This window comes from Streptomyces sp. YJ-C3, from assembly GCF_053891275.1.
Genome location: NZ_CM132685.1, coordinates 7,497,465 through 7,518,515 on the forward strand (window position 1 = coordinate 7,497,465; position 21,051 = coordinate 7,518,515).

A 21,051-nucleotide genomic window follows, 5' to 3' on the forward strand; every position below is an offset into this window, starting at 1 on the left:
GCGAGTGCCAATCGTCCCCGGCTCAGTGTACGGCCGGTGGGTACGGGCCCGGCAAGGCCGCTAGCGTCGAACCATGGAGACCACCACGGGCATCGACTGGAAGTCGGCGGGCTGGGAGGAACTGGCGCCGCACGTGGGGCGGGTCCGGCTGCCCGGCTGGGACTGCACGACCGGACTCGTCGTGGGCGACGGCGCGGCCCTGTTGATCGACACGGGATCCTCACTCCGTGAAGGCGCCCGGCTGCGCGCGGACACCCGGCGCCTCCTGGGAACACACGGGAGAGTGACGCACATCGCGCTCACCCACCCGCACTTCGACCATGTGCTCGGCACGGCGGCGTTCGCGGGCGTCGAGGTCTACGGGGCCGTGGGCATCGACACCGTGTTCGCGGGCAGCGCCGACGGGCTGCGCGCCGACGCCGTACGCCACGGTCTGGACGCCGACGCGGCGGCCGAGGCGGCCGACCTCCTCGTCACCCCGCACCACCGGGTCTGCGGCGAGTGGACGCTGGACCTGGGCGGCGGCCTGCAGGTGCTGCTCGCGAACGTCGGCCCGGCGCACACCGGTCACGACCTGGCGGTCCTGGTGCCCGCGACACCGCACGGGCCGGAGATCGTCTTCTGCGGCGACCTGGTCGAGGAGTCGGGCGAGCCCCAGGCGGGCCCGGACGCGGCGCCGCGCCACTGGCCGGCCGCGCTCGACCGGCTGCTGTCGCTGGGCGGCGAGGACGCCCGCTACGTCCCGGGGCACGGATCGGCCGTGAACGCGGAGTTTGTCCGTGCGCAGCGCGCCACACTGGCGGCCCGTTCCGGCGTGTCGTAGGCCGAGCGCCGCGGTTTCTCTTATCGTCTGCCGAATGCGCCAGTACTCCCCCGACCTGACCCCTCCCTGGAAGAAGCGGAACAACCCCGCGCCCGAGGTCCCGGCGGAGCCGGACCTCGTCGTGGAGGAGGTCACCACGGGCTTCTGCGGAGCGGTCGTCCGCGTCGAGAAGACGGCGCAGGGTCCGACGGTGACCCTGGAGGACCGCTTCGGCAAGCTCCGGGTGTTCCCGATGGAGCCGCGCGGGTTCCTGCTGGAGGGCAGGACCGTCACCCTGGTCCGCCCCTCGGCCGTCGCTCCCGCACCGGTCCGCCCCACGCGCACGGCGTCCGGCTCGGTCGCGGTGCCGGGTGCCCGCGCCCGGGTGGCCCGCGCGGGCCGCATCTATGTGGAGGGCAAGCACGACGCCGAGCTGATCGAGCGGGTCTGGGGCGACGACCTGCGCATCGAGGGCGTGGCGGTGGAGTTCCTGGAGGGCGTCGACGACCTGCCGGCGATCGTGGCGGAGTTCGACCCGGGCGCGGACGCGCGCCTGGGCGTCCTGGTCGACCACCTGGTCCCCGGTACGAAGGAGTGGCGCATCGCCCAGTCGGTCACGAGCGAGCACGCGCTGGTGGTCGGCCACCCGTACATCGACATCTGGGAGGCGGTGAAGCCGGCCTCGCTGGGCATCGAGGCCTGGCCCCGGATCCCGCACGGCCAGGACTGGAAGACGGGTGTGTGCCGGGCCCTCGGCTGGCGGGTGGCGAACACGGGCGAGGCCTGGCAGCACATCCTGTCCCGGGTCCGCTCCTACAAGGACCTGGAACCCGAGCTCCTCGGCAAGGTGGAAGAACTGATCGACTTCGTGACGGCACAGCCGTAGTCGCAGTCGCTCGGCCCGGCCCCGCCCCGCCCCGCCCCGCGTCAGTCGACCAGGTCCCGCACCACGCCGTCCGCCAGCAACCGCCCGCGCAGCGTCAGCACGGCGCGCCCCTCCTCGAAGGGGCCTGCCTCCAACAGCCCGCCGGCCAGGGCCTTGCGGGCCGCGGCGAGCCCCGCGGGCCGCAGCAGCGACAGCGGGCACCCCTCCCGGAGCCGCAGCTCCAGCAGGATCCGCTCGACCCGCCGGTCCTCGTCGGCCAGCACCTCACGCCCGGCCCCGGGCGACCGTCCGCCCGCCAGCGCGGCCGCGTACGCACCGGGATGCTTCACGTTCCACCACCGCACCCCGCCGACGTGCGAGTGCGCGCCCGGGCCCGCGCCCCACCAGTCGGCCCCGCGCCAGTACAGCTCGTTGTGCAGGCACCGCGCCGCCTCGGACGTCGCCCAGTTCGACACCTCGTACCAGTCGAACCCGGCCGCCGACAGCATCTCCTCGGCGATCAGATACCGGTCCGCGTGCACGTCGTCGTCGGTCATCGGCACCTCGCCGCGCCGGATCCGCCGGGCGAGCTGGGTGCCCTCCTCGACGATCAGCGCGTACGCGGAGACGTGGTCGGGGCCGGCCGCCAGCGCCGCGTCCAGCGAGGCCCGCCAGTCGTCGTCGCTCTCGCCCGGGGTGCCGTAGATCAGGTCCAGGTTGACGTGCTCGAACCCGGCCGCCCGCGCCTCGGCGACACAGGCCTCGGGCCGGCCGGGCGTGTGCGTGCGGTCGAGGACCTTCAGGACGTGCTGCCGCGCGCTCTGCATCCCGAACGACACCCGGTTGAAGCCCCCGGCGCGCAGCTCCGCCAGATAGGCCGGGTCCACCGACTCCGGGTTCGCCTCGGTGGTCACCTCCGCGTCGTCCGCGAGCCCGAACTCGTCCCGGATCGCCCCCAGCATCCGTACGAGATCGGCGGCGGGCAGCAGCGTCGGGGTGCCGCCGCCGACGAACACGGTCCGCACCGGTCGGGGGTCGTCGCCGAGCACCTTCCGCGCGAGGCGGAGCTCGTCGGCCAGCGTCTCCGCGTAGTTGTCACGGGAGGCGAGCACGCCCCCGGTGCCGCGCAGCTCGGTCGCCGTGTACGTGTTGAAGTCGCAGTAGCCGCAGCGCGTGGCGCAGTACGGGACGTGCAGGTAGAAGCCGAGCGGCCGGTCGGCGGCGCCGGCGAGCGCGGAGGCGGGCAGCGCCCCGTCGTCGGGCACCGGTTCACCGTCGGGAAGTGCGGAAGGCATGACCCCATTGTCCCGCCTCCCGGAACGTCACTGCGCCTGCAGCACGAGCAGCGCCAGATCGTCGTCCGCCGGGGTGTCCGCGAAGGCGTGCACGAGGCGCCGGATGCGCTCGGCCAGCAGCGGGGCCGTCAGTCCCGCGCACCCGGCGAGGGCCTGCGCGAGCCCGTCGCCGTCGTCGAACTGGCGGTGTCCGGAGCGCCGCTCCGTCACCCCGTCCGTGACGCACAGCAGGGTGTCCCCGGTCTGCAGCTCGAACGTCTCGCTCGTGTAGTCCGGGTCGTCGACGACACCGAGCAGGACCTGCGGGGCGGCCGCCGTGACGACCTCGCCGCCGGGCCGCATCAGCAGGGGCAGCGGATGCCCGGCGGAGGCGAGGGTGCAGGTGACGACCGCTCCGTCGGCGGACAGCGTCAGTTCGCCGTAGAGGAGGGAGAGGAAGCGGGAGGTGGTGCCGTCGGGCGAGACGTCCTGTCCGTCGGCGGCGGCGAGGGCGCGGGCCGCGGCGTCGGCGGCCTCGGTGGCGTCGTCGAGCAGCAGCCGGTTGAGCCGGTCCAGGACCTGGGCGACCGGATATCCCTCCCGGGCGAGCAGCCGCAGCCAGGGCCGCGCGAGCCCGATGACCACGGCGGCCTCGGGCCCCTTGCCCTGGACGTCGCCGAGCGCGAAGCACCAGCGGCCGTCACCGGCGGGGAAGACGTCGTAGAAGTCGCCGCCGGGGCCGCCGGCCTCCTTCGGTTCGTATACGAGGGCGCTGCGCACGCCGGGGATCTCGGCGATGGACGTGGGCAGCAGGCCGCGCTGCAGGATGCGGCTGATGGTGGCCTGCCGGGTGTAGCGGCGGGCCGCGCTGACGGCGAGGGCGACCCGGCGGCTGAAGTCCTCGACGAGTCCGGTGACCTCGTCGGGGAAGCGGAGCTGGCCCGCGCGCCCGATGAGCAGGATGCCGAGGGTGCGGCCGCCGACCATGAGCCGGTAGGCGAGCGCGGCGCCCGCCTCCTCCTCGGCCCCGGTGTCGTCCGGTGCCTCGAACGGCCAGGGCACGGGGACGGCCGCGGTGCGGGCGGCGTCGGGCAGGCTCGGCGGTTCCTTCTCCAGGATCTGGCGGAGTTCCTCGATGCGGTTCTCGTGGGTGTGCCAGACGCGGGCGAGCCGGGGCGCGGGCATCGGGTCGGCGCCGCCCCGCAGCTCGTGGTCGGCGGTGCCCGGCAGACCGCGGCCCTCCTCCTCGTACAGCCAGACCGCGCACCAGTCGGCGAGCCGCGGCACGAGGAGCTGGCCGACGAGCGCGGCGACCATGCCCTCGTCGAGCTGTCCGGCGAGCAGGTCGGAGGCCTCGGCGAGGAAGGAGAGCGCGCCGCGGTTGATCCAGTCCTGGTCGTGGGGCACGCGTCTGGGCAGGGGGGCGAGGAGGTCGGCGGCGCGCAGGCCGCGCTCCAGGGCGCGTACGGCGGAGTCCACGGAGGGGTCGTCGGCGACGGCCTCGGCTTCGTCGACGGGCAGCCGGGCCCACACGGTCTTGGTGCCGGGGCGGTACGTGATGCCCCAGGAGTCGGCCAGGGACGCGACGAGCTGGAGGCCGCGGCCGTATTCGGCGGTGTCGGGCGTGCTGACGGCCCGCTCGCTGCGCACGGCGCGGGCCGGGTGGTGGTCGGTGACCTCGACGACGAGTCCGGCGGGGGTGCCGTCCGGGGCGGGCTCGTCGAGGCGGCACAGGAGGTCGACGCTGGTGCCGGCATGCACGACGGCGTTCGTGACGAGCTCGCTCAGCACGACGACCGCGTCGTCGACGAGCCGGTCGCCGAGGGGGGCCGCCAGGGGCGGTACCCGCTCGCTCCATGCCTCGAACGCCGTGCGCAGGAAGCGGCGGGCGGCTGCGGGCGCCAGCGGGTTTCCGGGCAGCGACGTCTGCGCCACGGCCGGTCCTTCGTGCGGGGAGTCCGCTTCGCTCCCGTCGCTGAAGGTGGTTTCCCGCTGAATCGGAATGGGCCCCACGTTCGGCTCCTGAGCAGTTCGGGCAAAGACGCCTCAGGCGACATGAACAGAGTGACAGACTGACCACGCCCATAAGCACCGAGTTACCGAAGTGGGCTGCCATGAGCGAGAACAGTGCTATGCGTGTGCAGGGAAGCGGTTTCGAGGGCGAGGTGATCCGCCCGGCCGACCTCCGCCCCCTGATGGCCGCCATCGCGGCCGCCCGCGACGGGAACTTCACCCGCCTCCCCGACGGCGGGGACGGCATGATCGGCGAGCTGGCCGCGGTCTACAACCAGCTCATAGACCGCAGCGTCCACTACAACGCCGAACTCACCCGGGTGCGCCGGGAGATAGTCCGGCACGGCCGGCTCGACGAGCGGCTGGAGGCGAGCCCGGGGCAGGGCGCGTGGGCCACCCGCGTCCACGACGTCAACACCATCATCGGGGCCCTGGTCGCTCCGGCGGCCAATGCCACACGGGTGCTCGACGCGGTGGCGGGCGGCGACCTGACGCAGCGTGTCGATCTCCATGACGGAAACCGCCAACTCCGCGGCGATTTACGGCGGTTGGGGCGCGCGGTCAACAAGATGGTGGACCAGCTGTCCCTCTTCACGGGCGAAGTGACCCGGGTGGCCCGCGAGGTCGGCACCGAGGGCCGGCTCGGCGGCCGCGCCAAGGCCCAGGGCCTGTCCGGGAGCTGGCGGGACGTGACCGAGGCGGTCAACACCATGGCGTCCCGGCTGACGGCTCAGGTGCGGGACATCGCGCTCGTGACGACGGCGGTGGCGCGGGGCGACCTGACACGTACGGTCACCATCGAGGCGACCGGTGAGCTGCTCGAACTGAAGCTGACCGTGAACACGATGGTCGACCAGCTCTCCGCGTTCGCCGACGAGGTCACGCGTGTGGCCCGCGAGGTCGGCACCGAGGGCCAGTTGGGCGGCCGCGCCCAGGTCCGCGGCGTCTCCGGCGTCTGGAAGGACCTCACCGACAACGTCAACTTCATGGCGTCGAACCTGACCTCCCAGGTCCGCAACATCGCCCAGGTCACCACCGCCGTCGCGAACGGCGACCTGAGCCAGAAGATCACGGTCGACGCGCAGGGCGAGATCCTCGAACTCAAGTCGACGATCAACACGATGGTCGACCAGCTCTCCGCGTTCGCCGACGAGGTCACGCGCGTGGCCCGCGAGGTCGGCACCGAGGGCCAACTCGGCGGCCGCGCCCAGGTCCGCGGCGTCTCCGGCGTCTGGAAGGACCTCACCGACAACGTCAACTTCATGGCCGACAACCTGACGTCGCAGGTCCGCAACATCGCGCTCGTCTCCACGGCCGTGGCGCAGGGCGACCTCGGCAAGAAGATCACGGTCGAGGCGAAGGGCGAGATCCTCGAACTCAAGTCGACGATCAACACGATGGTCGACCAGCTCTCCGCGTTCGCCGACGAGGTCACGCGTGTGGCCCGCGAGGTGGGCACGGAAGGCAACCTGGGCGGTCAGGCCCAGGTCCGCGGCGTGTCGGGCGTCTGGAAGGACCTGACCGACAACGTCAACTTCATGGCGTCGAACCTGACCTCCCAGGTCCGCAACATCGCCCAGGTCACCACCGCCGTGGCCCAGGGCGACCTGTCGAAGAAGATCTCGGTCGACGCGCGCGGCGAGATCCTGGAGCTGAAGGACACCGTCAACACGATGGTGGAGCAGCTGCGCGGCTTCGCCGACGAGGTGACCCGCGTGGCCCGCGAGGTCGGCACCGACGGCCGCCTCGGCGGGCGTGCAACCGTGCACGGCGTGTCGGGCGTCTGGAAGGACCTGACCGACAACGTCAACTACATGGCGGACAACCTGACCTCCCAAGTACGCAACATCGCGCAGGTCGCCACCGCGGTGGCCCAGGGCGACCTCTCCAAGAAGATCGACGTCGACGCGCGCGGCGAGATCCTCGAACTGAAGACGACGATCAACACGATGGTGGACACGCTGTCCTCCTTCTCCTCCGAGGTCACGCGTGTGGCCCGCGAGGTCGGCTCCGAGGGCCGGCTCGGCGGCCAGGCGCGGGTCGAGGGCGTCTACGGCACCTGGAAGCGCCTGACGACGAACGTGAACGAACTGGCGCTGAATCTGACCACGCAGGTCCGTGCCATCGCGGAGGTCGCCTCCGCGGTGACCCAGGGCGACATGTCCCGCTCCATCACCGTGGAGACGCAGGGCGAGGTCGCCGAGCTGAAGGACAACATCAACCTGATGGTGGCCAACCTCCGCGAGACGACCCGAGCGAAGGACTGGCTGGAGTCGAACCTGGCGCGACTGGCGGCCCTGATGCAGGGCCACCGCGACCTGATGGAGGTCGCGGACCTGATCCTGCGCGAGCTGACCCCGCTGGTGAACGCGCAGTACGGCGCCTTCTTCCTCGCCGAGCCCGACGAGGGCGACACCCCGATCCGCACCGCCATCCCCACCAAGGGCCTCGCCTACATCGCGGGCTACGGCTCGGCCGCGGCCCTGGTCGTCGACACCGGCGGCATGCCGGTCCACGGCCTGGTGCGGCAGGCGGCCCTGGAGAAGAAGCGCATCCTGGTCGAGGACGCGCCGCCGGACTACATCAAGATCAACAGCGGCCTGGGCGAGGCAGCCCCGGCCTCGGTCGTCATCATCCCGATCCTCTTCGAGGACAAGCTGCTGGGTGTCATCGAGCTCGCCTCGTTCTCCCGCTTCTCCGACGTCCACCTGGCCTTCTTCGACCAGTTCGTGAACACGATCGGCGTCGCGATCAACACCATCATCGCCAACTCCCGTACGGAGTCCCTGCTGGGCGAGTCCCAGCGGCTGGCGACGCAGCTCCAGGAGCGGTCCGACGAACTCCAGCGCCAGCAGGCCGAGTTGCAGCGCTCGAACGCCGAGCTGGAGGAGAAGGCCGCCCTGCTCGCGACGAGCTCCCAGTACAAGTCGGAGTTCCTGGCGAACATGTCGCACGAGCTGCGCACCCCGCTCAACTCCCTGCTCATCCTGGCCCGGCTGCTCTCGGACAACCCGGACGGCCATCTCAACGACCAGGAGGTCCAGTTCGCCTCGACGATCCACCGCTCCGGCTCCGACCTGCTCCAGCTCATCAACGACATCCTCGACCTGTCGAAGATCGAGGCCGGGCGCATGGACGTACGCCCCAAGAAGCTTCCCCTCATCAAGCTCCTCGACTACGTCCACGCCACGTTCCGCCCGATCACCATCGACCGCGGGCTCGCCTTCGAGGTGTCGGTCGGCGAGGACGTGCCGCGCGAGGTGTTCTCCGACGAGCAGCGCCTCCAGCAGATCCTGCGCAACCTCCTGTCGAACGCGATCAAGTTCACCGCGAACGGCAAGGTGGAACTGCGGGTCAACCGGGTCAAGGACCCCGAGCACAAGTACGTGCGGGAGAGCGACGATCTGATCGCCTTCGCCGTCTCCGACACCGGCATCGGCATCGCCCGCGACAAGCTCCCGGTCATCTTCGAGGCGTTCCAGCAGGCCGACGGCACCACCAACCGCAAGTACGGCGGCACGGGCCTCGGTCTGTCCATCAGCCGGGAGATCGCCGGGCTGCTGGGCGGCCGCATCATCGCCGAGAGCGAGCCGGGCGAGGGCTCCACGTTCACCTTGTACGTCCCCGTGGTCTATCCCGGTCACGAGCCGGTGGCCGACACCTCGCACACCGCTCCGACGCCGCTCGTCCCCGCGCAACCGGACGACTCCACGAACGCGGACGCGTACACGATCCACGGGCAGGAGGACAACTGGCCGACGCCGACGAAGCTGGAGCAGTGGAAGGGCGGCATCGCGGGACAGGTGCTGCCGGGCCGTCGCGTCCTCATCGTCGACGACGACATCCGCAACGTCTTCGCGCTCACCCATGTCCTCGGCCGCGTGGGCATGCCCGTCCTGTACGCGGAGAACGGCAGGGAGGGCATCGAGACCCTGGAGCGCAACCCGGACATCGAACTCGTCCTGATGGACATCATGATGCCGGAGATGGACGGCTACGAGACGATCTCCGTCATCCGCGGGACGCCGCGGTGGGCCGGGCTGCCGATCGTGGCCCTCACCGCGAAGGCCATGCCCGGCGACCGGGAGAAGTCGATCGCCAAGGGTGCCAACGACTACGTACCGAAACCGGTGGACGTCGATCAGCTTCTGACCGTCGTGTGCGACCTCCTGGCCCCCGAGGTCGACGGCACCACGGACGAACCCATCGCATCAGGGGCGCCGGAGAGCAAGAACGAACCCGTCGCCCCGCCGACGATCGAGTGAGGCACCGTGATCATGACCACTGCAGAGATCACTCCGGACGAACGGGCGAGCATTCTCCTGGTCGATGACATGGAGGACAATCTGGTCGCGCTGGAGGCCGTCCTCGGGTCGCTCAACGAGCCTCTGGTCCGGGCCCGTTCGGGCGAGGAGGCGATGAAGGCGCTGCTCCGCCGCCGGTTCGCCGTCGTCCTGCTCGACATCCGGATGCCGGGCATGGACGGCTTCGAGACGGCGACGAACATCAAGCGTCTCGACCAGACGAAGGACGTCCCGATCATCTTCCTCACCGGCACGGACGCCGACGCCGGATACGCCTTCCGCGGCTACGCGACCGGCGCGGCCGACTACTTGACCAAGCCCTTCGACCCCTGGGTGCTGCGCGCGAAGGTCACGGTCTTCCTGGATCTGCACCGCAAGACCCAGCAGCTGGAACGTCTGCTGGCGCGTGAGCAGCGGCAGTTCGACGCACTGGCGTCCCGGATGACCTCGATCGAGCACCAGTTGGCGCAGAGCGCCGAACCCGACGTACGGGAACTGCGGCACCACCTCACGCGGATGGAGGAGACGCTGCGCACGATGAGGCGCCCCTGAACCGGGGCGCCCCGCCCTGCTGCTAGCCCTCGCGCGTCCCGGCGTACATCTCGTCGAGCAGCGCCTTGTACTCCCGCTCGACGACGGGCCGCTTCAGCTTCAGGCTCGGCGTCAGCTCGCCGTGCTCGATGTCGAGGTCCCGCGGCAGGAGCTTGAACTTCTTGATGGTCTGCCACTTCTGGAGACCCTGGTTCAGCTCCTGCACATAGCCGTCGACCAGCTGCACGGTCGCGGGCGCGGCCACGACATCGGCGTAGGACCTGCCCTCGAGGCCGTTCTCCTTGGCCCACTCCAGGATGGCCGGCTCGTCGAGCGCGATGAGCGCGGTGCAGAAGTTCCGGTCGGCGCCGTGCACCAGGATGTTGGACACGTACGGGCACACGGCCTTGAACTGGCCCTCGACCTCGGCAGGGGCGATGTACTTGCCGCCCGACGTCTTGATGAGGTCCTTCTTGCGGTCGGTGATCCGCAGGTAGCCGTCGACGGACAGCTCGCCGATGTCGCCGGTGTGGAACCAGCCGTCGGACTCCAGCACCTCGGCGGTCTTCTCGGGCAGCCCGTGGTAGCCCTCCATGATGCCGGGGCCGCGCAGCAGGATCTCGCCGTCGTCCGCGATCCGCACCTCGGTGCCGGGCAGCGGCTTGCCGACGGTTCCGGTGCGGTACGCCTCACCGGGGTTGACGAAGGACGCGGCGGACGACTCGGTCAGCCCGTAGCCCTCCAGGATGTGCACGCCCGCGCCGGCGAAGAAGTAGCCGATGTCCGGGGCGAGCGCCGCGGACCCGGAGACGCACGCCCGCAGCCGCCCGCCGAAGGCCTCGCGCAGCTTGCCGTAGACGAGACGGTCGGCGGCCTTGTGCTTCGAGGCGAGCTTGAACGGCACCGAGGCGACACCCGTGCGCCGGAAGTTGTCCTGGCTGACCTTGGCGTACTCGCGGGCGACCCCGGCCGCCCACTGGAAGATCTTGTACTTGGCGGCGCCGCCGGCCCGCGCCTTGGCCGCGACCCCGTTGTAGACCTTCTCGAAGATGCGCGGCACGGCCGCCATGTACGTCGGCTGCACGACCGGCAGATTCTCGATGATCTTGTCGACGCGTCCGTCGACGGCCGTCACGTGCCCGACCTCGATCTGGCCGCTGATGAGCACCTTGCCGAAGACGTGCGCGAGCGGCAGCCACAGGTACTGCACGTCGTCCGGGCCGAGGAGTCCGGTCGCGGCCATGGCCTTCGCCAGGTACGACCAGTTGTCGTGCGGCAGCCGGACGCCCTTGGGCCGCCCGGTCGTCCCGGACGTGTAGATGAGGGTGGCGAGCTGCTCCTTGCGGATCGCCCCGACGCGCTCCGTGACGACGTCCGGGTTCTTCTCCAGGTGGGCGGCGCCGCGCGCCTCCAGGTCCTCCAGGGTGAGCAGCCAGCCGTCGGGGTCGGCGGCGTCGGGCTCGACCCCGGTCGCGTCGATCACCACGACGTGGGCCAGCTCGGGCAGCTCGGCCCGCCGCTCGCGCGCCTTGGCGAGCTGCGCGGCGTCCTCCGCGATCAGCACCTTCGACCCGGAGTCGGCGAGGATGAACGCCGACTCCTCGGCGTTGGTCTGCGGGTAGACGGTGGTCGTCGCCGCGCCCGCACACATGATGCCGAGGTCGGCGAGGATCCACTCGACCCGCGTCGAGGAGGCGAGCGCCACCCGCTCCTGCGGCTGCACCCCCAGCTCGACGAGCCCGGCGGCGACGGCATAGACCCGCTGCGCGGCCTGCGCCCAGCTCAGGGACTTCCAGTCGTCCGGTCCCGTACCGGCGGGGGCCGGTACCGGATAGCGGTAGGCCTCGATATCCGGTGTGGCCGCCACGCGCTCCAGGAAGAGAGACGCCACGGACGGCGGCCGGTTCTCGATAAGGGTCTGTGTGTCGCTCACGACGTCCTCCGGGCCCGCGACGGTGCGGCTTGTTTAACTGGCGAGTAACCATCGAGCAGTGATCAGGGTAAAGGGCACATGCCCAGCGCGTAAGAGGCTCCGGCACTCGACTTCCGCCCTGGCGCCCCTACAGCCTCTGCCCACACAGGGCCCACACAAAAGCGGTGGGCCCGTCACGCCTGTGCGTGCCGGGCCCACCGCTCGATTCGGCCTGGGTCCTACTTCTTACCCTTGGAACCGCCGCCGTCGTCGCTGGACAGAACCGCGATGAAGGCTTCCTGCGGCACCTCGACGGAGCCGACCATCTTCATCCGCTTCTTGCCCTCCTTCTGCTTCTCCAGCAGCTTCCGCTTACGGGAGATGTCACCGCCGTAGCACTTGGCGAGTACGTCCTTGCGGATGGCGCGGATGGTCTCGCGGGCGATGACCCGGGAGCCGATCGCGGCCTGGATCGGCACCTCGAAGGCCTGCCGCGGGATGAGCTCGCGCAGCTTGGCGACGAGCCGCACGCCGTACGCGTAGGCCGCGTCCTTGTGCGTGATCGCCGAGAAGGCGTCCACCTTGTCGCCGTGCAGCAGGATGTCGACCTTGACCAGGCTGGAGGTCTGCTCGCCCGTGGGCTCGTAGTCCAGCGAGGCGTAGCCGCGGGTCTTGGACTTCAGCTGGTCGAAGAAGTCGAAGACGATCTCGGCCAGGGGCAGCGTGTAGCGGATCTCGACGCGGTCCTCGGAGAGGTAGTCCATGCCGAGCAGCACGCCGCGCCGGGTCTGGCACAGCTCCATGATCGCGCCGATGAACTCGCTGGGCGCGAGGATCGTGGCGCGCACGACGGGCTCGTAGACCTCGCCGATCTTCCCTTCCGGGAACTCGCTCGGGTTGGTGACCGTGTGCTCGCTGCCGTCCTCCATGACGACGCGATAGACCACGTTCGGAGCGGTGGCGATCAGGTCGAGCCCGAACTCGCGCTCGAGCCGCTCGCGGATCACGTCGAGGTGCAGCAGGCCCAGGAAGCCGACGCGGAAGCCGAAGCCGAGGGCGGCCGAGGTCTCCGGCTCGTACACCAGCGCGGCGTCGTTGAGCTGGAGCTTGTCGAGGGCGTCGCGCAGCTCCGGGTAGTCGGAGCCGTCGAGCGGATACAGACCGGAGAAGACCATCGGCTTCGGGTCCTTGTAGCCGCCGAGCGCCTCCGTGGCGCCCTTGTTCAGGCTGGTGATCGTGTCACCGACCTTGGACTGGCGGACGTCCTTCACGCCGGTGATCAGATAGCCCACCTCGCCGACGCCGAGGCCGTCGGCCGGCAGCATCTCGGGCGAGTTGGTGCCGATCTCCAGGAGCTCGTGGGTGGCGCCGGTGGACATCATCCGGATCCGCTCACGCTTGTTGAGCTGGCCGTCGACGACACGGACGTACGTGACGACGCCGCGGTACGAGTCGTAGACCGAGTCGAAGATCATCGCGCGGGCGGGGGCGTCGGCGACGCCGACCGGCGCGGGGATCTCGGCGACGACCTTGTCGAGCAGCGCGTCGACGCCCATGCCGGTCTTCGCGGAGACCTTGAGGACGTCGTCGGGGTCGCAGCCGATGAGGTTCGCCAGCTCCTCGGAGAACTTCTCGGGCTGGGCGGCCGGCAGGTCGATCTTGTTCAGTACCGGGATGATCTTGAGGTCGTTCTCCATCGCCAGGTACAGGTTGGCGAGGGTCTGGGCCTCGATGCCCTGGGCGGCGTCGACGAGCAGGACCGTGCCCTCGCAGGCGGCGAGAGAACGCGAGACCTCGTATGTGAAGTCCACGTGGCCCGGGGTGTCGATCATGTTGAGGATGTGGGTACTGCCCTGGTCGGGCCCCTCCGTGGGGGCCCAGGGCAGCCGCACCGCCTGGGACTTGATCGTGATGCCGCGCTCGCGCTCGATGTCCATCCGGTCGAGGTACTGAGCACGCATCTGCCGCTGCTCGACCACACCGGTCAGCTGGAGCATGCGGTCGGCGAGCGTGGACTTGCCGTGGTCGATGTGCGCGATGATGCAGAAATTGCGGATCAGAGCCGGGTCGGTACGGCTCGGCTCGGGCACATTCTTAGGGGTCGCGGGCACGCAGGGTCCTGTCTCTTGAGGCGCCGTATGCCTCAGGTCGGCCTCGGTTGGGATCGATACGTAGCTTCCATGGTCCCACGGCCGCGGTACTGGGACCGGTTTGGGCCGGTGGGAGTACGGCTGGTACCGTGGGCAGCTGTGTCTCATGCCCTCTCAGCACGAGGCACGCACTCAGTGAAAACCATCGGTACGGGACCGTCACCGGCCCCGTGCCTGAACCTGCAAAGGCTCATTTCGTGGCGAACATCAAGTCCCAGATCAAGCGGATCAAGACCAACGAGAAGGCTCGACTGCGCAACAAGTCGGTCAAGTCCTCCCTGAAGACCGCGGTCCGCAAGGCCCGTGAGGCCGCTGCCGCGGGTGACATCGAGAAGGCCACCGAGTACCAGCGCGCTGCCGCGCGTCAGCTCGACAAGGCTGTCTCGAAGGGTGTCATCCACAAGAACCAGGCCGCCAACAAGAAGTCGGCGCTTGCTTCCAAGGTCGCCGCCCTCAAGGGCTGAACCCTTCTTCCCGGACCTCGTCGTCCGGGATCTCTGATCTGACGCCGGAAGGACCCGGGCGGGCCCTCTCTCATCCGCCCCCGACCGGCACCCCGAGCCCGCACGCGACTGCGTTCGCCACGCGGGTGTGGGCTCACCACATGCGTGATCCGAAGCCCCGCTCTGTTCCTCAGGGCGGGGCTTCGGCATGTCACCGAAAATTCGGCATGTCACCGGAAAGGGGTGTCCGGGCCGGACCCGCGTCCGGACCCGCGCCCGCGACGGGATCCGCCGGACGGGCCCTAGCCCCGGCCGCGCGATCGCGCGGCCCGCGCGATCGTCACCACGGCCTTCTCCAGCGCGTACTCCGGGTCGTCCCCGCCGCCCTTCACTCCGGCGTCGGCCTCGGCGACCGCCCGCAGCGCCACGGCGACCCCGTCGGGGGTCCAGCCCCGCATCTGCTGTCGCACCCGGTCGATCTTCCACGGCGGCATGCCCAGCTCCCGGGCGAGGTCCGCGGGCCGCCCCCCGCGCGCGGACGACAGCTTCCCGATGGCCCGCACGCCCTGCGCCAGGGCGCTGGTGATCAGCACCGGCGCGACGCCCGTCGAGAGGGACCACCGGAGGGCCTCGAGCGCCTCGGCGGCCCGCCCCTCCACGGCCCGGTCGGCCACCGTGAAGCTGGATGCCTCGGCCCGTCCCGTGTAGTACCGCCCGACGACGGCCTCGTCGATCGTGCCCTCGATGTCGGAGGCGAGCTGGGTCACGGCCGAGGCGAGCTCCCGCAGGTCACTGCCGATGGCGTCGACGAGGGCCTGGCACGCCTCGGGGGTCGCGGACCGCCCGAGCGTCCGGAACTCACCGCGGACGAACGACAGCCGGTCCGCGGGCTTGGTCATCTTCGGGCAGGCGACCTCCCGGGCCCCGGCCTTGCGCGCGGCGTCGAGCAGCCCCTTGCCCTTGGCGCCCCCGGCGTGCAGCAGCACCAGGGTGATCTCCTCGACGGGCGAGCCGAGATACGCCTTCACGTCCTTGACGGTGTCCGCCGACAGGTCCTGCGCATTGCGTACGACGACGACCTTGCGCTCGGCGAACAGCGACGGGCTCGTCAGCTCGGCGAGCGTGCCCGGCTGCAGCTGGTCGGGGCTGAGGTCGCGCACGTCGGTGTCCGCGTCGGCGGCGCGGGCGGCCGCCACCACCTGCTGCACCGCGCGGTCGAGCAGCAGGTCCTCCTGGCCCACCGCGAGGGTGAGCGGGGCGAGGGGATCGTCGTTTGCAGTCTTCCTGGCCATCGCGGTCAAGCATCCCACGGGGCACTGACAACCCGGCCGGGCCGACGTCCCGCCCGGCTACTGCTCCTCGCGCCAGCCGTCCCAGCCGGCCGCGAACTCGTCCAGCTCTTCGGGGTCGAGCCGGCTCTGCGGATCCTCGACGACCACCAGCCACTGCGCGTCCTCGGCGTCGTCCTCGCCGGCCAGCGCGTCCCGGACGAGCTGGGGTTCCTCGGTCACGCCGAAGCGCTCCCCGAGCGCCTCCGCGGCCTCCTCCGCGGCATCGCGGTCGGGCAGCACCAGTACGTGTCTCACATCGCTCACGCCACCATCTTCCGGCACGCGCCGACCGCGGCCGCACGCGGCTCGTGCCCGGGCCCGGTTCAGCCCCTGGCTGGTCCAGTCCCTGGGAACGGTTCGGCCCCTGGGCGGTTCAGCTCTTGGGCACGATCTGCACGTCGAGGTCGATCCGGACGCTGGAGCCGACGACGGCGATGCCCTTCGCGAGCATGGTCTGCCAGCTGACGGTGAAGTCGTCGCGGTGCAGCTCGGCGGTGGCGCGGCAGGCCGCGCGGGTCTCGCCCTCCATGCCGTTGCCCAGGCCCAGGTACTCGGCGTCGAGGGTGATCGTGCGGGTCACGCCGTGCAGGGAGAGCGCACCGGTGATGCCCCAGCGGCTGCCGCCCTTGTGCGTGAAACGGTCGCCGTAGAACTCCAGGGTCGGGAACCGGTCGACGTCGAGGAAGTCGGCCGACCTGAGATGGTCGTCGCGCATCTTCACGTTCGTGTCGATGGACGAGGCGTCGATGACCACATGCATCGCGGACTGCTCGATGCGGTCGGCGACGCGCAGCGCGCCCGCGAAGGTGTTGAACCGGCCGTGGATCCGGGCGAGCCCGATGTGCCGGGCCGTGAACGCGATCGAGGAGTGCGTCGGCTCGATCTCCCAGTCGCCCGGCTCGGGCAGCTGCGGCGGCGCGGCGACCTGGAGCATGACGTCGCCGAGCGCGGCGTGGCCGTTCTCCGTGACCGTGGCGCTGCCGCGGAACGGGGCGTACCCCTCCGCCGAGACGGCCATCCGGTACTCACCGGCGGGCACGGTCGCCACGAACGAGCCGAACGGATCGGCGCCGCCGCTGACGATCTTGCGCCCCATGACGTCGCTCACCGCGAACTCGGCGTCCCGCACCGGCTCGTTCACGGGGTCCAGGACGCGGCAGCTGAGCACCCCCGCACGGGGCGGCACCGTCACCGCCACCAGAGGGCTTGTCCGTTGAGTCTGGTTCGTACGGTTTCCCAGCCAGCGGCCGAACATGACCTCTCCACCCCAGTGCGCCTTGACACGATCGTTGCCTCTTGAACGAAGAAGTATTCGACCACCGTTGCGGCTTTCGAGGCAACACGGGCCCACATCACGGGAATCGAGGGGAAGGGACACAGCTGCCCCCGAGTGCCCCTGATTCACCCCTCCGATGACCGTTTCGCCAGCTCAGCGGCATTTCTACTCACGGGTAGCAATGAGCCCGACACTCCTCCGCCGATACGACCGGGCCCCGCCTCGCCCATCCGTCCCGCCGGCCTTCTGGCACAGCAGCTTTCACGCACAGCCTTCACGCACAGCTTTCAGGGTCCGAGATGCGCCACCTCCAGCCCGCCCCCGCCGCCCCCGCCGCTCTCGTCGCGACCCACGACCGCGATCGCCCCGTCCCGGTCCGTCCGCAGCACCGACGCGCCCCGGGCCCGCAACGCCGCCACCGTGCGCGGCGCCGGGTGCCCGTACGGGTTGTCGACCCCGCACGAGACCAGCGCGAGCCGGGGCGCGACCCGGCGCAGCAGCTCCGGATCCTGGTAGGCCGACCCGTGATGGGCGACCTTGAGCACGTCGACCGGGGGCAGCCGGGCTCCGTCGGCGGTTCTCAACAGGGCCCGCTGCGCGGCCGGTTCGAGATCGCCGAGCAGCAGCATGGTCAGCCCCGCGGTGCGCACGAGCAGCGTGACGCTCGCGTCGTTCGGACCGTCGGGGGTGAGGACCGGCCGCGCCGGCCACAGCACCTGCCAGTCGAGCGGCCCGGTCCTGCGCCGCTCCCCCGTCACCGCCCGCACCACCGGGACACCGCGCTCCGCGGCGAGCCGTCGCACGAACGCCGCCTGGCCCACCGGCTCCTGGAACCCCGTCGTCTCGATCACCCCGACGGAACGCCCGCGCAACACCCCCGCGAGGCCCGCCACATGGTCCGCGTGGAAGTGCGTGAGCAGGACCAGCGGCACCCTGGTGATGCCCAGCGAGCTCAGGCACCGGTCGACGAGCAGCGGATCGGGTCCGGCGTCCACCACCACGCCCGTCCCGGCCCCCGCCGCGAGCACCAGCGCGTCGCCCTGCCCCACGTCGCACATGACCAGCCGCCACCCCGGCGGCGGCCAGCCCGTGACGAACCGGCCGAGCGGCGGCGGCCGCACCACCACCAGGAGCAGCACCAGCACACATGCCGCGGCGGCCCAGGGGGACTTGAGCACCCTTCGCCCCACCACCACGGCCACCACCGTGCCCGCCGCCAGCAGGGCCCCGCCGCGCCAGCCGCCGGGCCAGTCCACTCCGCTGCCCGGCAGTGCGGCCCCGGTTCGTGCGATGTCCGCGATCCATCCCGAGGGCCAGCCCGCGCACCGGGCCAGGAACTCGGCCACCGGCATCGCCACCGGCGCCGTCACCAGAACGGCGAACCCGAGCACCGTCGCGGGCGCCACGGCGAACTCCGCGAGCAGATTGCACGGCACCGCCACCAGGCTCACCCGCGCCGCCAGGACGGCGACGACGGGCGCACACACGGCCTGTGCCGCCGCGGCGGCCGCCAGCGCCTCGGCGAGCCGCGCCGGAACCCCGCGCCGGCGCAGCGCCGCGCTCCACCGCGGGGCCAAGGTCAGGAGGGCCCCGGTGGCGAGCACCGACAGCAGGAATCCGTAACTCCGCGCCAGCCAAGGGTCGTAGAGGACGAGCAGCAGCACCGCCGTGGCCAGCGCCGGGAGCAGGGATCTGCGGCGCCCGGTGGCGATGGCGAGCAGTGTGATCAGGCCGCACGACGCCGCCCGCAGGACGCTCGGCTCGGGCCGGCACACCACGACGAACCCGAGCGTGACCGCCCCGCCCAGCAGTGCCGTCGCCCTGAGCGGCAGGCCGACGCGGGGTGCGAGCCCCCGTCGCTCCACCCGGTGCGCGGTGCCGGGCGGGCCGATCAACAGGGCCAGCAGGATGGTGAAGTTGGCCCCGCTGACCGCCATGAGATGGAGCAGGTCCGTCTCCTCGAACGCCGCGTGCAGTTCCGGTGTGACGCGTGCCGTGTCGCCCACGACGAGGCCCGGCAGCAGCGCCCGCGCGTCCCCCGGCAGACCGTCCGTCGCCTCGCGCAGTCCTGCCCGCAGTGAGCCGGCCAGGCGTTGCGGCCCGCTCGGCCCGTGCACCATGTTCGGCCGCTCGCCCTGCCCGACGCGCAGCACCGCCGCGATCCGGTCGCTGTCGGTCAGCGGCGGTGCGAGTCCGCCCCGGACCGACAACCGGGTGGTCGGCAGCAAGGACAGCCAGCGGCCGCCGCGCGCCTCGGCGATGACCAGGACCGGCGTACGCGTCCGTGACACCGAGCCGTCGGGAGCCGTCACCCGCACCAGGTCCGCCTCGACGAGCACGGCGGTCGGTGCCGCGTGGTCCCCCGTGACCCGGGGCCTGGTGACCCGCGGATCGGAGGTGACCTCCAACTCGGCCTCCACCCGAGCGTGTTGAACAGCCAGTGCGGGCACGGGCCCTCTGCGCGAATCGGCCCCATGGACCCCCGCCGTGCCCGCGGCCGCAGCCACGCAGAGCAGGAGCACAGCGACGGACGGGCTCCGCCAGGAACGGGCGAGGTGAGGCGCGGGCGCCTCAGCGGGCGGGGCATCTGACGTCGGCGGTGGTTCTGGTGCCGGTGTCGGTGCTGGTGCCGGTGCTGGTGCCGGTGCCAGCGGGGTGCCGGGCGTCGGAGGGCGCGGCGCCTCGGTCGCCCCGCGCGCACACCGCCGTGCCCCGCCCGACCGCCGCCCCGGGCTTCCCGCACGCCCTGGACTCCCCGCACGCCCCGCCACCAGAAGCGCCGCCCCGGCCACCGCGCACACCGCCGCCACGACCGCGGCCCAGTGCCCCGGAGCCGTCAGCAGCACCGCCGCTGTCGCCCACGTGGCGAGCGCGGGCGGCACGAGTCTCAGGTCCGCCGGGCCCTCCCGCCGCGGGTTCGCCTCGCCGAGCCGGCCGGTCGGGGCCGACGGAGCGGGGTGCCGGGGCTCGGCGCGGGCGCCGCTCATGGCCGTACGAGATTCTGCAGATCCTCGAACCGGCGGTCCCCGATCCCGTTGACCTCGCGCAGTTCGTCGATGGAGCGGAATCCTCCGTGCTCCGTGCGGTAGTCGATGATGTGCTGGGCCAGCACCGGACCGACGCCGGGCAGCGTGTCGAGCTGTTCCACCGTGGCCGTGTTGAGGCCGATCGGTCCCGCGGGCGCGGGAGCGGCTCCGGCAGGACCACCCGGCGCCGCGGCAGCCGGGGCCGCGGACGCGCCGACCAGGACCTGCTCACCGTCCGTCAGGAGCCGTGCCCTGTTGAGCCCTTCGGTGTCCGTACCGGGGCGGACCCCGCCGGCCGCCCGCAACGCGTCCGCCACCCGGGCCCCGGCGGGCAGCCGAAGCACGCCCGGCCTGCGCACCTTTCCGCTGACGTCGACGACGATCCCCGCACCGGCTGACACCGCCGGCCCCGGCGCGGTCGAGGATGCCGGAACGTTGGGCGGCTCCACCGCCTCCGGCGCCACGGCGCGCACCGTCTGCGGCGCCCGCACCGGCTGGGTCCGCGCCGACCAGAAGTGCTGCACCGCGAAGAGCGCCACCACCCCGAGCACGACGACCAGCGCCAGCGCGCCGCGCCGCTCGATCCCGCACCGCGTCTGCACCCACAGCGGCAGCCGGTCGCGCACGGCGAGCGCGGCCCGCTCCCGCCACGGCGGCGACGGTTCCTGAACCGGCTCGGGCTCGCGCGCGGGGGACGGATCGGGGACGCGCGGCACCGGGTCCCGCGCCGAGCCACCGTCCACCGGCGCCGACTCCGGCTCCTGGTACCGCGGCTGCTCGTGCGGTTGCGGCGGCGCGAAGAGCGCCTGCGCCCGCAGCCGTGTCCGCTCCTCAGCAATGTGCCTGCGGCGCGCCCGGCGCCGGACGACGTGCCGTCGCCGGGCGCGGCTGTCGGATGCGGGGCCGCGCCCGGGCCCGCTGGTGATCTGTGCTGTCCGGGACAGTGATCGAAGTTCCATGTCACGGGACGGTAGACAGCCCGCGACGAATCAGTGGATCTTGGTCAATTCCCGGGGAGAACCCAGCAGTTGTGGATAACTGCGGCACCCACACCAGCGATAAGAGGGCGGAAAACCACCGAAAGAATCCACCGGGCCCACCGGCGCAGACCCGGCTTCGGCCCT

14 protein-coding genes are annotated in these 21,051 nt (G+C 71.6%); 5 read left to right on the forward strand and 9 right to left on the reverse strand.

Translation table 11 applies throughout. From position 1 onward, the window contains the following. Nucleotides 1-73 precede the first annotated feature (73 nt). Both ACVHNB_RS33915 and ACVHNB_RS33920 read left to right on the forward strand, forming a co-directional pair. The gene (locus tag ACVHNB_RS33915) at nucleotides 74-823 is read left to right on the forward strand and encodes an MBL fold metallo-hydrolase (protein WP_456226638.1); all 750 of its coding nucleotides are present in this window, start codon (nucleotides 74-76) and stop codon (nucleotides 821-823) included. Between the two features lie 34 nt (nucleotides 824-857). Further along, on the forward strand, nucleotides 858-1,688 hold the full coding sequence (locus ACVHNB_RS33920; RefSeq protein ID WP_428954753.1) for a DUF3097 domain-containing protein: 831 nt from the start codon (nucleotides 858-860) through the stop codon (nucleotides 1,686-1,688). A 41-nt stretch (nucleotides 1,689-1,729) separates the two neighbouring features. Here ACVHNB_RS33920 and hemW read toward each other — a convergent pair whose 3' ends face one another. Together hemW and ACVHNB_RS33930 are read right to left on the reverse strand one after the other, a co-directional pair. Next, the gene (gene hemW, locus ACVHNB_RS33925) at nucleotides 1,730-2,962 is read right to left on the reverse strand and encodes a radical SAM family heme chaperone HemW (protein WP_456226639.1); all 1,233 of its coding nucleotides are present in this window, start codon (nucleotides 2,960-2,962) and stop codon (nucleotides 1,730-1,732) included. Between the two features lie 27 nt (nucleotides 2,963-2,989). Next, nucleotides 2,990-4,876, reverse strand: a complete 1,887-nt coding sequence (locus ACVHNB_RS33930) for a SpoIIE family protein phosphatase (protein WP_428954751.1) — start codon at nucleotides 4,874-4,876, stop codon at nucleotides 2,990-2,992. Nucleotides 4,877-5,055: 179 nt separating this feature from the next. Here ACVHNB_RS33930 and ACVHNB_RS33935 point away from each other — a divergent pair, with 179 nt between their 5' ends. Continuing rightward, nucleotides 5,056-9,219: a HAMP domain-containing protein gene (locus tag ACVHNB_RS33935; protein ID WP_428954750.1), complete on the forward strand. Its 4,164-nt coding sequence runs from the start codon at nucleotides 5,056-5,058 to the stop codon at nucleotides 9,217-9,219. Between the two features lie 12 nt (nucleotides 9,220-9,231). Continuing rightward, nucleotides 9,232-9,810, forward strand: coding sequence for a response regulator (locus tag ACVHNB_RS33940; protein WP_428954749.1), 579 nt, complete (start codon nucleotides 9,232-9,234; stop codon nucleotides 9,808-9,810). Nucleotides 9,811-9,832: 22 nt separating this feature from the next. On the opposite strand, the gene ACVHNB_RS33945 is transcribed toward ACVHNB_RS33940, so the two are convergent. Continuing rightward, on the reverse strand, nucleotides 9,833-11,722 hold the full coding sequence (locus tag ACVHNB_RS33945; RefSeq protein ID WP_456226640.1) for an AMP-dependent synthetase/ligase: 1,890 nt from the start codon (nucleotides 11,720-11,722) through the stop codon (nucleotides 9,833-9,835). Between the two features lie 218 nt (nucleotides 11,723-11,940). Beyond that, complete coding sequence (lepA, locus tag ACVHNB_RS33950) at nucleotides 11,941-13,812, reverse strand: translation elongation factor 4 (protein ID WP_428954747.1); 1,872 nt, start codon at nucleotides 13,810-13,812, stop codon at nucleotides 11,941-11,943. Between the two features lie 236 nt (nucleotides 13,813-14,048). Between lepA and rpsT the strand changes: the two genes are divergently transcribed. Continuing rightward, nucleotides 14,049-14,315 carry a 30S ribosomal protein S20 gene (gene rpsT, locus ACVHNB_RS33955; RefSeq protein ID WP_404210778.1) on the forward strand — a complete coding sequence of 89 codons (267 nt, stop codon included), beginning with the start codon at nucleotides 14,049-14,051 and terminating at the stop codon, nucleotides 14,313-14,315. Nucleotides 14,316-14,596: 281 nt separating this feature from the next. Here rpsT and holA read toward each other — a convergent pair whose 3' ends face one another. The 5 genes from holA to ACVHNB_RS33980 form a co-directional block, all read right to left on the reverse strand. Then, nucleotides 14,597-15,586: a DNA polymerase III subunit delta gene (holA, locus tag ACVHNB_RS33960; protein WP_428954746.1), complete on the reverse strand. Its 990-nt coding sequence runs from the start codon at nucleotides 15,584-15,586 to the stop codon at nucleotides 14,597-14,599. A gap of 57 nt (nucleotides 15,587-15,643) precedes the next feature. Then, the gene (locus ACVHNB_RS33965) at nucleotides 15,644-15,889 is read right to left on the reverse strand and encodes a hypothetical protein (protein WP_428954745.1); all 246 of its coding nucleotides are present in this window, start codon (nucleotides 15,887-15,889) and stop codon (nucleotides 15,644-15,646) included. A gap of 109 nt (nucleotides 15,890-15,998) precedes the next feature. Continuing rightward, nucleotides 15,999-16,880, reverse strand: coding sequence for a YceI family protein (locus ACVHNB_RS33970; protein ID WP_456226641.1), 882 nt, complete (start codon nucleotides 16,878-16,880; stop codon nucleotides 15,999-16,001). A 308-nt stretch (nucleotides 16,881-17,188) separates the two neighbouring features. Continuing rightward, the gene (locus tag ACVHNB_RS33975; RefSeq protein ID WP_456226642.1) at nucleotides 17,189-19,888 is read right to left on the reverse strand and encodes a ComEC/Rec2 family competence protein; all 2,700 of its coding nucleotides are present in this window, start codon (nucleotides 19,886-19,888) and stop codon (nucleotides 17,189-17,191) included. Beyond that, complete coding sequence (locus ACVHNB_RS33980; protein ID WP_456226643.1) at nucleotides 19,885-20,886, reverse strand: helix-hairpin-helix domain-containing protein; 1,002 nt, start codon at nucleotides 20,884-20,886, stop codon at nucleotides 19,885-19,887. Before ACVHNB_RS33980 ends, ACVHNB_RS33975 begins: the two co-directional genes overlap by 4 nt. Nucleotides 20,887-21,051 lie beyond the last annotated feature (165 nt).